This window comes from Comamonas sp. UBA7840 (assembly GCF_002501455.1).
Classification (GTDB): domain Bacteria; phylum Pseudomonadota; class Gammaproteobacteria; order Burkholderiales; family Burkholderiaceae_C; genus Comamonas; species Comamonas jiangduensis.
This window is the reverse complement of sequence record NZ_DLTI01000006.1, coordinates 1-12,520: the sequence shown is the minus strand read 5'-3', so window position 1 is coordinate 12,520 and position 12,520 is coordinate 1. Positions and strand designations below refer to the sequence as shown.

Annotated in this window: 11 protein-coding genes and 1 pseudogene; 5 read left to right on the top strand and 7 right to left on the bottom strand. The window is 57.0% G+C overall.

Annotated features, from left to right (window positions below; translation table 11 throughout):
• Nucleotides 1-227: 227 nt before the first annotated feature.
• The 7 genes from B3R00_RS01410 to B3R00_RS01380 all read right to left on the bottom strand — a co-directional run bounded on the left by B3R00_RS01410 (nt 228) and on the right by B3R00_RS01380 (nt 6,201).
• The gene (locus B3R00_RS01410; protein ID WP_174863149.1) at nt 228-1,538 is read right to left on the bottom strand and encodes a citrate synthase; all 1,311 of its coding nucleotides are present in this window, start codon (nt 1,536-1,538) and stop codon (nt 228-230) included.
• 65 nt (nt 1,539-1,603) lie between these two features.
• Nucleotides 1,604-1,879 (bottom strand): succinate dehydrogenase assembly factor 2, encoded by a 276-nt coding sequence (locus tag B3R00_RS01405; RefSeq protein WP_286997007.1) that lies wholly within the window; start codon nt 1,877-1,879, stop codon nt 1,604-1,606.
• A gap of 3 nt (nt 1,880-1,882) precedes the next feature.
• A complete protein-coding gene (locus tag B3R00_RS01400) occupies nt 1,883-2,587 on the bottom strand; it encodes a succinate dehydrogenase iron-sulfur subunit (RefSeq protein WP_174863151.1) in 705 nt (234 codons plus the stop codon).
• Between the two features lie 27 nt (nt 2,588-2,614).
• Nucleotides 2,615-4,420, bottom strand: a complete 1,806-nt coding sequence (gene sdhA / locus B3R00_RS01395) for a succinate dehydrogenase flavoprotein subunit (protein WP_286997006.1) — start codon at nt 4,418-4,420, stop codon at nt 2,615-2,617.
• Between the two features lie 36 nt (nt 4,421-4,456).
• Nucleotides 4,457-4,822: a succinate dehydrogenase, hydrophobic membrane anchor protein gene (sdhD, locus tag B3R00_RS01390; protein ID WP_286997005.1), complete on the bottom strand. Its 366-nt coding sequence runs from the start codon at nt 4,820-4,822 to the stop codon at nt 4,457-4,459.
• Nucleotides 4,823-4,840: 18 nt separating this feature from the next.
• Nucleotides 4,841-5,275: a succinate dehydrogenase, cytochrome b556 subunit gene (sdhC, locus tag B3R00_RS01385; protein ID WP_174863154.1), complete on the bottom strand. Its 435-nt coding sequence runs from the start codon at nt 5,273-5,275 to the stop codon at nt 4,841-4,843.
• 134 nt (nt 5,276-5,409) lie between these two features.
• Entirely contained in the window at nt 5,410-6,201 is a 792-nt protein-coding gene (locus B3R00_RS01380) for a GntR family transcriptional regulator (RefSeq protein WP_286997009.1), read from the bottom strand.
• A 225-nt stretch (nt 6,202-6,426) separates the two neighbouring features.
• Between B3R00_RS01380 and B3R00_RS01375 the strand changes: the two genes are divergently transcribed.
• The 5 genes and pseudogenes from B3R00_RS01375 to B3R00_RS01355 form a co-directional block, all read left to right on the top strand.
• A complete protein-coding gene (locus B3R00_RS01375) occupies nt 6,427-7,416 on the top strand; it encodes a malate dehydrogenase (protein WP_219162346.1) in 990 nt (329 codons plus the stop codon).
• A gap of 180 nt (nt 7,417-7,596) precedes the next feature.
• Nucleotides 7,597-8,595 carry an HpcH/HpaI aldolase/citrate lyase family protein gene (locus B3R00_RS01370; protein WP_286997003.1) on the top strand — a complete coding sequence of 333 codons (999 nt, stop codon included), beginning with the start codon at nt 7,597-7,599 and terminating at the stop codon, nt 8,593-8,595.
• A gap of 50 nt (nt 8,596-8,645) precedes the next feature.
• Complete coding sequence (locus B3R00_RS01365) at nt 8,646-9,224, top strand: hypothetical protein (protein ID WP_286997002.1); 579 nt, start codon at nt 8,646-8,648, stop codon at nt 9,222-9,224.
• 63 nt (nt 9,225-9,287) lie between these two features.
• Nucleotides 9,288-11,879: a bifunctional aconitate hydratase 2/2-methylisocitrate dehydratase gene (gene acnB / locus B3R00_RS01360; RefSeq protein WP_286997000.1), complete on the top strand. Its 2,592-nt coding sequence runs from the start codon at nt 9,288-9,290 to the stop codon at nt 11,877-11,879.
• Between the two features lie 197 nt (nt 11,880-12,076).
• Nucleotides 12,077-12,502 (top strand): annotated as a pseudogene (locus B3R00_RS01355) (ankyrin repeat domain-containing protein); the annotation flags it as partial.
• Between the last annotated feature and the right edge of the window lie 18 nt (nt 12,503-12,520).

Genomic DNA, 12,520 nt, shown 5'->3' with positions numbered 1-12,520 from the left:
CTCAAAACCCGGGGCGGTTCAGTGCGTGAACAACGCGTGGGCGTTAGTGCGGGTTTGGCTATTAAAAACAGGAGCTGTTAGCGCTAGTTATTCATAGATTTAAAGCATAAATCTATCGGGAAACATTGTTTGGTAAGCGCTGGTAGCTATCAAAACAAAACCCGCAGGCTTTGCAGCATGCGGGTTCGAGCGCTAGAGCCAAGCTGCCACAAGGGCAGCCGGTGCGATTAACGCTGGCCGATAGGCTTGACGTCGCGAGCGACAGAGCCGGTGAACAGCTGGCGAGGGCGGCCGATCTTGTACTCGGGGTCACCCATTTGCTCGTTCAGCTGAGCGATCCAGCCCACGGTGCGTGCCAGCGCAAAGATGCCGGTGAACAGGTTCACTGGAATGCCAATGGCGCGCTGCACGATGCCGGAGTAGAAGTCCACGTTGGGGTAGAGCTTGCGCTGCACGAAGTAGTCGTCTTCCAGGGCAATTTTTTCCAGCTTCTTGGCCAGCGCGAACAGCGGATCGTTTTCCAGACCTAACTCGGACAAGATTTCGTTGCAAGTCTCTTGCATGAGCTTGGCGCGGGGGTCGTAGTTCTTGTACACGCGGTGGCCAAAGCCCATCAGCTTCACGCCGCTGTTCTTGTCCTTGACTTGCTCCATGAACTCACCGACCTTGGCGATGCCGCCGTTGGCCTGGATGTTCTCCAGCATGTTCAGGCAAGCTTCGTTGGCGCCGCCGTGGGCAGGGCCCCACAGGCAAGCTACGCCAGCGGAAATGGCCGCGAAGGGGTTGGTGCCCGACGAGCCGCACAGACGCACGGTGGAAGTCGAAGCGTTTTGCTCGTGGTCAGCGTGCAGGATGAAGATGCGGTCGAGCGCACGTTCCACCACGGGGTTGACCTTGTACTCTTCGCAAGGGTTGCCGAACATCATGCGCATGAAGTTGCCTGCGTACGACAGATCGTTCTTGGGGTACATGTAAGGCTGACCGATGCCGTACTTGTAAGCCATGGCCACCAGCGTAGGCATCTTGGCGATCAAACGGATCGCGGCAATGTTGCGGTGCTCAGGGTTGGTGATGTCAGTGCTGTCGTGGTAGAAGGCCGACATGCCGCCCACCAGGCCAGTCAGCACGGCCATGGGGTGTGCGTCACGGCGGAAGCCACGCAGGAAGAACTGCATCTGCTCGTTCACCATGGTGTGCTGGGTCACTGTCTCTTCAAACTTGGCCTTCTCGGCTTCGTTAGGCAGCTCACCGTACAGCAGCAGGTAGCAGGTTTCCAGGAAATTGCAGTTCTTGGCCAGTTGTTCAATGGGGTAGCCGCGGTACAGCAACTCGCCCTTGTCGCCGTCGATGTACGTGATGGCAGACTGGCAAGCCGCTGTAGAGAGGAAGCCTGGGTCATAGGTGAACATGCCCGTTTGGCCGTACAGCTTGCGGATGTCGATGACATCGGGGCCGATATTGCCTTGGTAAACGGGCAGTTCAACGCTAGGTGCGCCGTTGCTGAATGACAGGGTTGCTTTGTTGTCAGCGAGTTTCATTTCCAACTTCCTTCTCTGATCGGCCCGCCAGCCTGCCTGGCGGGCCTTTTTTTAAGGTGTGCGTCTCAAACGGGCTTGCGCACCATTTGCAGCACTTCTCTAACTTCAGGGGTGTCTAAGGCCCCTTCCAGCTCCTTACGGCGCAGGAAAAGGTCCATCAGATCGTTGTCTGCCAAGTCCATCAAGGCAGACAAACCAATTGCGTGTCTCCGCGTCAATTGGTTGCCATAGCAGGCAAAAAAGTTCTCGATATAGAGATCGTTTTCGACCAAGCCACGGCGGCTGCGCCACCGTAGCAAGTCGCGTTCTTTCTCTTCGAGGAGGGTGTCCAGCTCGCTCATGGATTAGACGGCGCGGCGCACCATCAGCTCCTTGATCTTGCCAATCGCCTTCGTGGGGTTCAGGTGCTTGGGGCACACATCCACGCAGTTCATGATGGTGTGGCAACGGAACAAGCGGTAGGGGTCTTGCAGGTTGTCCAGACGCTCGCTGGTGGCGGTGTCGCGGCTGTCCGCAATGAAGCGGTAAGCCTGCAACAAGCCAGCAGGGCCCACGAACTTGTCTGGATTCCACCAGAACGAGGGGCAGCTGGTCGAGCAGCTGGCACACAAGATGCACTCGTACAGGCCGTTGAGCTCTTCACGCTCTTCGGGCGACTGCAGGCGCTCCTTGTTTTCTGTAGCGTAGATATCGCTTTGCAGATAAGGCTTGATCGAGTGGTATTGCTTGAAGAACTGGGTCATGTCCACGATCAAGTCGCGGATGACTGGCAGGCCAGGCAGGGGCTTCAACACGATGTCACCTTGCAGGGTGTTCATGTTGGTCAAGCATGCCAAACCGTTCTTGCCGTTGATGTTCATGGCGTCAGAGCCACAAACACCTTCGCGACACGAGCGACGGAACGCGATGGAAGGATCCATGGCCTTGAGCTTGACCAGGGCGTCCAGCAACATGCGCTCGTGGCCATCCAGCTCTACTTCCACAGTCTGCATGTAGGGCTTGGCGTCTTTGTCCGGATCGTAGCGATAGATTTTGAATGTGCGCTTCATAGTAATCTTCTCTCGTGGGCTGCTGGGTTAGAACGTACGAACCTTGGGTGGAATGCTTTCCACGGTCAGCGGCTTCATGTTCACGGGCTTGTAGGTCAAGCTGTTGGTGGCGCTGTGCCACAGCGTGTGCTTGAGCCATTCCTTGTCATTGCGGCCCAGCGGGAATTCAGCGTGATCGGCAGGATGCTCGTAGTCGTACACGGTGTGTGCGCCACGGCATTCCTTGCGCGCAGCTGCCGAAGTCATGGTGGCTTGGGCTACTTCGATCAGGTTGTCCACTTCCAGGGCTTCCATGCGGGCGGTATTCCACACCTTGGACTTGTCCTTCAGCGTGACCGAACCCACACGCTCGCGCAGCGCGTTGACCTTGACCACGCCTTCGTCCATACCCTTTTGCGTACGGAACACACCAGCGTGTTGCTGCATGGTGGAGCGGATGTCGCCCGCCAAGTCCTGGGCGTAAGTGCCTTCGGTGGAGTTGTCCAGCTGGTTAAGGCGCTCCAGCGTGCGATCCGCTGCGTCAGCGGGCATGTCTTGGTATTCGCCGTAGCCGCCCACAAACTTCACGATGTGCTTGCCGGCAGACTTGCCGAAGACCAGCAGGTCCAGCAACGAGTTGGTACCCAGACGGTTGGCACCGTGCACGGAAACCGCCGCGCACTCGCCCACTGCGTACAAACCGTTGACCACGTTGTTCTTTTCACCGTCCCAAGTGACCACTTGGCCGTGGATGTTGGTGGGGATACCACCCATCTGGTAGTGGATGGTAGGCACCACAGGAATAGGTTCCTTGGTGATGTCCACGTTGGCGAAGTTGTGACCAATTTCTTCCACAGAAGGCAGACGCTTGCGGATGGTGTCTGCACCCAGATGGTCCAACTTCATCAGGATGTAGTCCTTGTTAGGACCACAGCCACGACCTTCCTTGATTTCCTGGTCCATCGAGCGCGACACGAAGTCACGAGGTGCCAAGTCCTTGAGCGTAGGTGCATAGCGCTCCATGAAGCGCTCGCCTTCGCTATTGAGCAAAATCGCGCCTTCGCCGCGGCAGCCTTCAGTCAGCAGCACGCCAGCGCCGGCTACGCCAGTGGGGTGGAACTGCCAGAACTCCAAGTCTTGCAAAGGAATGCCTGCACGGGCAGCCATGCCCAGGCCATCACCGGTGTTGATGAAGGCGTTGGTCGAAGCAGCAAAGATGCGGCCTGCACCACCCGTGGCCAGCAGCACGGCCTTGGCGTGCAGCTCATACAGATCACCGGTTTCCAGCTCCAGCGCGGTGACGCCAACGACGTCACCTTGTTGGTTGCGGATCAGGTCCAGCGCCATCCACTCCACGAAGAAGTTGGTCTTGGAAGCGACGTTTTGCTGGTACAGCGTGTGCAGCATGGCGTGGCCAGTGCGGTCAGCAGCGGCACAGGCGCGTTGTACGGGCTTTTCACCGTAGTTGGCAGTGTGGCCGCCGAAGGGGCGCTGGTAGATGGTGCCGTCGGCGTTACGGTCAAACGGCATGCCGAAGTGCTCCAGTTCCACAACCACTTTGGGAGCTTCGCGGCACATGAATTCCACAGCGTCTTGGTCAGACAGCCAGTCGCCACCCTTGATGGTGTCGTAGAAGTGATAGTGCCAGTTGTCGTCGGACATATTGCCCAGCGATGCGGACACGCCACCCTGGGCTGCCACGGTGTGCGAGCGCGTAGGGAAAACCTTGGACAAGGAGGCAACGCTCAAACCTGCGCGTGACAGTTCAAGGGCAGCACGCAGACCGGAGCCGCCAGCGCCGACGATAACGACGTCAAACTTGCGCTTGGTGATATTTGCTTTGGTATAGCTCATTCTTAACTTTCAATCGTGGAGGCGGTCTAACGCCGATCACAAACGCCACAGAACCTGCAAAGCCCAGCCAGTGCAGCCGACCAGCCAGATCAGGGACACCACGTGCAAAGTCAGGCGCAGGGCCACAGACTTGGCATAGTCCATCCAGACGTTACGTACACCCACCCAGACGTGCCAGATCATGGCAACGATCACAGCGAAGGTGAGAAATTTCATCCACTGGGCGGCAAAAATGCCTGCCCACAGTTCGTAACCAATTTCGCCTTGCGCGAAGATCACTTGTGTCAAAACAACAGCGGTGAAAATCACCATCAAGATTGCTGTAACACGCTGCACCAACCAGTCACGCAGACCGTAGTGACCGCCAACGACGGTGCGCTTGGAGCCGTAATTTACTGACATGATTTATTCCTCTAATGCTTAGTACAGACCAAACAGCTTGGCGCCCAAGATCACGGTCAAGCCGATGCTCAAGGTCAGTACGGTGATGGCAGAAGACTTGGCGAAGGATTTACTGACCAGGTTGTGGTTCATATCCATGAACAGGTGGCGTAAACCCGCCATCAGATGGTGCAGGTAAGCCCAGATAATGGCCAACGCAACCAAAGTAATGAACCAGCCAGGGATGAAGCCGCAACCTTCCGTAAAGGCCGACTTGAACTTCGCGAAGGAAAATTCGGAAGACAAGGAGGCGTCCAGCATCCAGATTACGAATGGCAACAGGACAAACATCAGCATCCCGCTGATACGGTGAAGAATGGATACATAACCACCAACGGGCAGTTTGTGTGGCAATCCTTCTAAAACATTGATGTTGCGGAACTCAGGCCGCTTCTTTTTTTCAAGCTCTGTCATGGCGGGGGTGCTTTCGTGGATGTAACTGCGTGGTAATCGCGCGGAGCAAAAGATTTAAAATTCTATTGCACCCACGCAGCGGTTGCTTGGTGGCTGCGCGATTGTTTCCTTTTATCGCCTTGTAACTCTGATGATTAGCTCAAGGCGTTCTTGTAGTGATGTGTGTCAGTTCTGTAGATACCGCGTCGTAACTCCATGGGAATATCGTTGTAGGTATAAGCAAGACGTTCGACACTCAGTAGTGGTGTCTGGGGCGATACGTTCAGTAGCTCCGCTTGCGCTGGGTCGGGAAGTACGGCGCGCAATTTTTCATCCGCCCGCACCATGCGCACGCCGAAGTCTCCTTCAAACATGGCATAAGTGGGGCCTTTGTAGCTGGCCATTTGTTCGACTGTCAGGCCTTTGAAAGCCTGTCCAGGGAGCCAAATGTCTTCCAAAATAGTCGGGATACCACTAAAAGCCAAAACGCGTCGCACTTGAACTACGGTGTCTCCGCTGCGTAATGCGAGCAGGCGTGCGATTTCTGCAGGTGCGCGCAGACGTTTGCATTCCAAGATGGTGCGCTGAGCTCGGCCTTCGCCTTCCAGATCGCCGACATCGGGATGCAGCTTCAGGAAGCGATATTGCACCTGCTGTGCTGAGTGGGTGGCCACAAATGTGCCTTTGCCTTGGCGGCGCATGACCAAATTTTCAGCTGCCAGCTCATCAATCGCCTTGCGCACAGTGCCTTGACTGACTTTGAAGCGGGCGGCTAGCTCCATTTCGCTGGGGATCAACTCTCCGGGGCGCCATTCGCCAGCCTGCAGGCTTTGAAGAATCAAGCCTTTAATCTGTTGGTACAGCGGGCTGAAAGCGGGAGTCAGTGCAGAAGAAGCGGTGTTGCTGCCAAAAGCACTGTCGGATGAAGGGGGTTGCGATGAGGACATAAGGGTGTTCGAGAGTTCAAGGCCTCCGGATGCGAATTTTGAGCCTGTTTGTTCTGTTGGAGCTCGGTCGAGATCATATCTTATATAAGACATAAGACAAATTGACTGGAAGACAAAATCAAGAGTACACTTCGTGCCTGTTTACGGAGCACGGGCTACTGGTTACAGATGCTGGAGCAACAGTGCGCCGACAACTGTTTATTTCCGAAATCTGGAGTTTTCACCATGAGCAAGAAGCCCGTCCGAGTTGCCGTCACCGGCGCCGCAGGTCAAATTGGTTACGCCCTGTTGTTCCGTATCGCATCCGGCGAAATGCTGGGCAAAGATCAGCCCGTTATTCTGCAACTGCTCGAAATTCCTGACGAGAAGGCTCAGAACGCGCTGAAGGGCGTCATTATGGAGCTGGAAGACTGTGCCTTCCCTCTGGTTGCGGGTATCGAAGCGCATAGCGACCCTCTGCAAGCCTTCAAGGACACGGATTACGCCTTGCTGGTGGGTGCACGTCCTCGTGGCCCCGGTATGGAGCGCGCTGACTTGTTGGCTGCTAACGCACAAATTTTCACAGCCCAAGGTAAGGCATTGAACGCCGTGGCCTCGCGCAACGTGAAGGTGCTGGTGGTGGGTAATCCCGCCAACACCAACGCTTACATCGCCATGAAGTCCGCGCCTGATCTGCCAGCGAAAAACTTCACTGCCATGCTGCGTCTGGACCACAACCGCGCGGCGTCGCAACTGGCTGCCAAGGCTGGTTTCAAGGTTGGCGACATCAAGAAGCTGACCGTGTGGGGCAACCACTCTCCCACCATGTACGCGGACTACCGTTTCGCCACTGTGAACGGCAAGTCGGTCAAGGAAATGATCAACGACCAAGAGTGGAACAAAGACGTGTTCTTGCCCACCGTGGGCAAGCGCGGCGCGGCCATCATTAATGCACGCGGTCTGTCGTCTGCCGCTTCGGCTGCCAACGCTGCCATCGATCACATGCGTGACTGGGCCTTGGGCTCTAACGGCGAATGGGTGACGATGGGCGTGCCCTCGAACGGCGAGTACGGCATTCCTGCTGGCATCGTGTTCGGCTTCCCTGTGACCACTACGCCTGACGGCGAATACAAGATTGTGGAAGGTCTGGAAATTGACGCATTCTCGCAAGAGTGCATCAACAAGACCTTGGCTGAACTGCAAGGTGAGCAAGACGGTGTGAAGCACCTGCTGTAAGCACAACCATCACCTCTGTGTGATTTCCCCATGGCGCTGCAAAGGGCCATGGGTGTCAAGCAAGAGAAATCTTTTGCACAACATGCTAGCGGCTGGTTGAGCAAAAGGTGTTTCTTCAAACAACAGCACGGGCGGGCTCTGTGCTGCCATGCGAAGTGCGCTCTGTTTATTTTTTCACTCATGCGTACCAGAACCCATCCCCGCGAGATCTTGTTGGGCGCACAAGCTGCTGCCAACTTGCTGCCCGTTTGTGATCATTACAGCGGTGTGGAAGTTCGTATGCGCAAAAGCCTTGAGTTGCAGCAGCAGATGCTGCAAGAGTTCGGGGCTTGTGTTTTTGACGTCACTTTAGATTGCGAAGATGGTGCTGCAGTTGGACAAGAAAAAGCACATGCCCAGCTTGTTGCCAGCTTGCTGAAGGCATCCCCAGATGGCTGCCGGGTGGCTGCTCGTGTGCATGCGGTAGATCATGCTGCGTTTGAAGAGGATATCGCCATCATTGCCGGAGAGGCTGGGCACAAGCTCTCGCACATCATGCTGCCCAAAGTGGAGTCCGTGGATGACATCTTGCAAGCCGTGCGTGCACTGGAGCGCGCATCAGCTGCGCATGTTCCTGTGCATGCGCTGATTGAGTCTCCTGCTGCGGTAGAGCAGGCTTTTGAGATTGCAGCGCATCCGCGTGTGCAAAGCTTGTCTTTTGGTCTGATGGACTACGTGTCTGCGCACGCGGGCGCCATTCCAAGCGCCGCGATGGGAGTACAAGGCCAGTTTGCACACCCATTGGTGGTGCGTGCAAAGCTAGAGATCGCGGCAGCATGCCATGCGCACGGCAAGGTGCCGTCGCACTGTGTGGTGACTGAATTTCAAAATACCGAAGCGCTGCAGGCAGCGGCGACTAAGGCTAATCGTGAACTTGGGTACACCAGGATGTGGAGCATTCATCCTGCCCAAATACGCCCCATCTTGGCGGCATTTGCGCCAGCAGTCCAAGAAGTCCAAGAGGCCAACGATATTTTGCTTGCCGCCGCTCAGGAAGATTGGGCGCCTATCAGCTATCACGGTGTACTGCACGATCGGGCCAGTTACCGTTATTACTGGCAGTTGCTCGAGCGTGCACAGCGCACTGGCATGACTTTGCCAGAACAAGCGCGACAATGGTTGGATAGGAGTGCTGTATGAGTGTGCAGCACATGTTAAACAAATTACTTTTTATTCCCGCTGGAGTTCGCATGAAACAACTGATTGCCTCCGTTTTGCTGATTGCTCCTGCATTCGCTTTGGTAACTACTGCGCAGGCGCAGACCACCACCAAGCCTGCTGCAACCAAAGCTGCAACTACAACGAAAAAAGCGACCACATCCGTTAACAAAACAACGGCTGCACCCCGCAAAAAAGCGGCTGCCGCTACGGTCGCCACAGGTGCTGCCGCAGCGGCAGTGCTGGCACCCCGTTTGCTGAACGCTGACGAGCTTGCTTTGGCCGATCGAGTGCACACAGGCCGTATCGCATGTGAACTGGGCCAGCACGTCAGCGTGACCAAAGATGGCAGCAACGCAGGCCACTTTTTGGTCAGCGGTAATGGCTTTAACTTCCATATGGCTCCTGTGGGCACAAGCACTGGTGTCGTGCGTTTGGAAGACCAGAAATCTGGCGCTGTCTGGTTGCAAATTGCCAATAAATCCATGCTGATGAACCAAAAGCAAGGTAAACGTCTTGCGGATGAATGCATGAGCCCCGAACAACTTCAGGTGGCAGAGGCCATCAAAAAAAGCCCACCACCCAGCTTGCTGGATGCTCCTGGAAAGTAACTTCAGGAGCCAAAGCGCTGTAAAACGCTGCCCCACTCTTAGAAAACCAATGGAGAGAGAACCATGTTGAAAGCCTACCGTGACCATGTGGCCGAGCGCGCCGCACTGGGCATCCCCCCTTTGGCGCTGGACGCCAAGCAAACCGCTGAACTGATCGAACTGATCAAGACTCCTCCTGGTGGTGAAGAAGAATTCCTGCTGGATTTGCTGACCCACCGTGTGCCTCCGGGGGTAGACGATGCCGCCAAGGTCAAGGCATCTTTTTTGGCTGCTGTTGCGCACGGCGATCTTAAAGTGGGTCTGATCTCCAAGGCCAAGGCAACGCAGTTGCTGGGAACCATGGTTGGTGGCTACAACGTGCATCCTCTGATCGAGCTGCTGGATGATGCTGAGGTGGCTTCTGTGGCTGCCGATGCACTGAAGAAGACATTGCTGATGTTTGACTTCTTCAACGACGTGGCAGACAAGGCTAAGGCCGGTAACGCCAAGGCCAAGGAAGTGATGGAAAGCTGGGCGAATGCCGAGTGGTTCACATCGCGCCCTGAAGTAGAAAAGAAAATCACTGTCACCGTGTTTAAGGTGCCCGGTGAAACCAATACCGACGACCTGTCGCCCGCACCCGATGCCTGGAGCCGTCCAGACATCCCGCTGCACTATCTGGCGATGCTCAAGAACACCCGTCCTGACGCGGCCTTCAAGCCCGAAGAAGACGGCAAACGCGGCCCCATTCAGTTCATCGAAGACCTGAAGAAAAAGGGGCATCTGGTGGCTTATGTGGGTGACGTGGTCGGTACGGGCTCGTCGCGCAAGTCGGCAACTAACTCCATCGTCTGGGCCACTGGCCAAGACATCCCATTCGTGCCTAACAAGCGCTTTGGTGGTGTGACGCTGGGTGGCAAGATCGCACCTATCTTCTTTAACACCCAAGAAGACTCGGGTTCGCTGCCCATCGAAGTGGACGTGTCCAAGCTGGAAATGGGCGACGTCATCGACGTGCTGCCCTATGACGGCAAGATCACCAAGAACGGCGAAACCGTCGCTGAGTTCCAACTCAAGAGCGACGTGCTGTTTGACGAAGTGCGCGCTGGTGGCCGTATCAACCTGATCATTGGCCGCTCGTTGACTGCCAAGGCCCGTGAATTCTTGGGTCTGCCCGCATCGACCGTGTTCCGTCTGCCCACAGCCCCTGCCGCTACCAATGCTGGCTTTACGCTGGCGCAAAAGATGGTGGGCCGTGCGGTTGGTTTGCCCGAAGGCCAAGGCGTGCGCCCCGGCACCTACTGCGAGCCCCGCATGACCACTGTGGGTTCGCAAGACACCACCGGCCCGATGACCCGCGACGAGCTGAAAGACCTGGCTTGCCTCGGCTTCTCTGCCGACTTGGTGATGCAATCTTTCTGCCACACAGCCGCTTATCCCAAGCCTGTGGACGTGAAGACCCATCGCGAACTGCCAGCCTTCATCTCCAACCGTGGCGGCGTGGCCCTGCGCCCTGGCGACGGGGTGATCCACAGCTGGTTGAACCGCCTGCTGTTGCCTGACACCGTCGGCACTGGTGGTGACTCGCACACCCGTTTCCCCATCGGCATCTCCTTCCCCGCAGGCTCCGGTCTGGTGGCCTTCGGCGCCGCGACTGGCGTGATGCCCCTGGACATGCCTGAGTCGGTACTGGTGCGCTTCAAGGGCGAAATGCAGCCCGGCGTGACGCTGCGCGATTTGGTGCACGCCATTCCGCTGTACGCCATCAAGCAAGGTTTGTTGACGGTCGCCAAGGCCGGCAAGATCAATGAATTCTCGGGCCGTATTCTGGAAATCGAAGGCTTGCCTGACCTGAAGGTGGAGCAAGCGTTTGAACTGTCCGATGCGTCGGCCGAGCGCTCGGCGGCTGGTTGCACGATCAAGCTGAACCCTGAGCCCATCAAGGAATACCTGACTTCGAACATCGTTCTGATGAAGAACATGATCGCTGACGGTTACCAAGACGCGAAGACCCTGCAGCGCCGTATCGAAAAGGTGGAAGCCTGGTTGGCACAGCCCAACTTGCTGGAAGCCGACAAGGACGCTGAGTACGCCCACGTCATCGAAATCGATCTGGCTGACATCAAAGAACCTATCGTTTGCTGCCCGAACGATCCGGATGACGCCAAGTTCCTGTCTGAAGTGGCCGGCACCAAGATTGATGAAGCTTTCATCGGTTCGTGCATGACCAACATCGGTCACTTCCGTGCTGCAGCCAAGCTGCTGGGCGGCAAGCGCGACATTCCGGTCAAGCTGTGGGTGGCACCTCCCACCAAGATGGACCAGGACGAGCTGATCAAGGAAGGCCATTACGCTGCGTTCGGCACTGCAGGTGCCCGCACCGAAATGCCCGGCTGCTCGCTGTGCATGGGCAACCAGGCCCAGGTGCGTGAAGGCGCGACCGTGATCTCGACCTCGACCCGTAACTTCCCCAACCGTCTGGGCAAGAACACCAACGTGTTCCTGGGCTCGGCCGAACTGGCTGCGATTGCCTCGCGTCTGGGTTACTTGCCTAGCAAGGAAGAGTACCTCAAGGAAATGGGCGTGATTGATGCCGACAAGGCATCGGTCTACCGCTACATGAACTTCGACCAGATCGAAGAGTACGCTGAAGTGGCCAAGGGCGTGAACGTCTAAGTCGTTCCAGCTGCAAGCCAAGGCCTGCTGCGCATCGCGTGGCAGGCTTTTTTTATGCAGGCAGTGATGGGGCACTCCGCGTTGCGGAGGACATCGTGGCGTTGACTGCGCAGCCGTGTCGGGCGCGTTAGCATCGGTACTCAAAGATTTGTGGACCAAGGAGCAGCATGTTGCGAACAATCCGTTGGCTGGTGGGGATGGCCCTGTGCGCCAGCGTTGTGGCGCCCGGGCTGGCGGCCGAGCCCTGCACCCAGGCCGCGCCGCTGTTTGCAGCGGTCACGGCCAACCATCCGGCCGAGATCCGGCGCCTGCTGGATTGCGGCGCGCCTCTGGAGGCGCGCAATGCCGCAGGCCAGACCCCGCTGCTGGTGGCCACCCTCCACAACCATGTGGCTGCCGCCCGGGCTTTGATCGAGGCCGGGGCCAATGTCAATGCCAAAGACCAGATCCAGGATAGCCCCTACCTGTACGCCGGGGCACGGGGCCATCTGGATATCCTGCAGCTGATGCTGGCGCACGGCGCGGATCTGCGCAGCCTGAACCGCTACCAGGGCACGGCGCTCATTCCGGCGGCGGAGCGTGGCCATGTGGAAGCCGTACGCTTGCTGATCCAGGCAGGCGTGTGTTGATTTCCACGCAGA

What these genes read in the sequence shown, in the direction of transcription:
- B3R00_RS01365 (WP_286997002.1), top strand. Translation starts at nt 8,646, where the DNA reads ATGAAACAACTGATTGCCTCCGTTTTGCTGATTGCTCCTGCATTCGCT.
- sdhD (WP_286997005.1), bottom strand. Translation starts at nt 4,822, where the DNA reads ATGTCAGTAAATTACGGCTCCAAGCGCACCGTCGTTGGCGGTCACTAC.
- B3R00_RS01405 (WP_286997007.1), bottom strand. Translation starts at nt 1,879, where the DNA reads ATGAGCGAGCTGGACACCCTCCTCGAAGAGAAAGAACGCGACTTGCTA.
- B3R00_RS01370 (WP_286997003.1), top strand. Translation starts at nt 7,597, where the DNA reads ATGCGTACCAGAACCCATCCCCGCGAGATCTTGTTGGGCGCACAAGCT.
- sdhA (WP_286997006.1), bottom strand. Translation starts at nt 4,420, where the DNA reads ATGAGCTATACCAAAGCAAATATCACCAAGCGCAAGTTTGACGTCGTT.
- acnB (WP_286997000.1), top strand. Translation starts at nt 9,288, where the DNA reads ATGTTGAAAGCCTACCGTGACCATGTGGCCGAGCGCGCCGCACTGGGC.
- sdhC (WP_174863154.1), bottom strand. Translation starts at nt 5,275, where the DNA reads ATGACAGAGCTTGAAAAAAAGAAGCGGCCTGAGTTCCGCAACATCAAT.
- B3R00_RS01410 (WP_174863149.1), bottom strand. Translation starts at nt 1,538, where the DNA reads ATGAAACTCGCTGACAACAAAGCAACCCTGTCATTCAGCAACGGCGCA.
- B3R00_RS01380 (WP_286997009.1), bottom strand. Translation starts at nt 6,201, where the DNA reads ATGTCCTCATCGCAACCCCCTTCATCCGACAGTGCTTTTGGCAGCAAC.
- B3R00_RS01375 (WP_219162346.1), top strand. Translation starts at nt 6,427, where the DNA reads ATGAGCAAGAAGCCCGTCCGAGTTGCCGTCACCGGCGCCGCAGGTCAA.
- B3R00_RS01400 (WP_174863151.1), bottom strand. Translation starts at nt 2,587, where the DNA reads ATGAAGCGCACATTCAAAATCTATCGCTACGATCCGGACAAAGACGCC.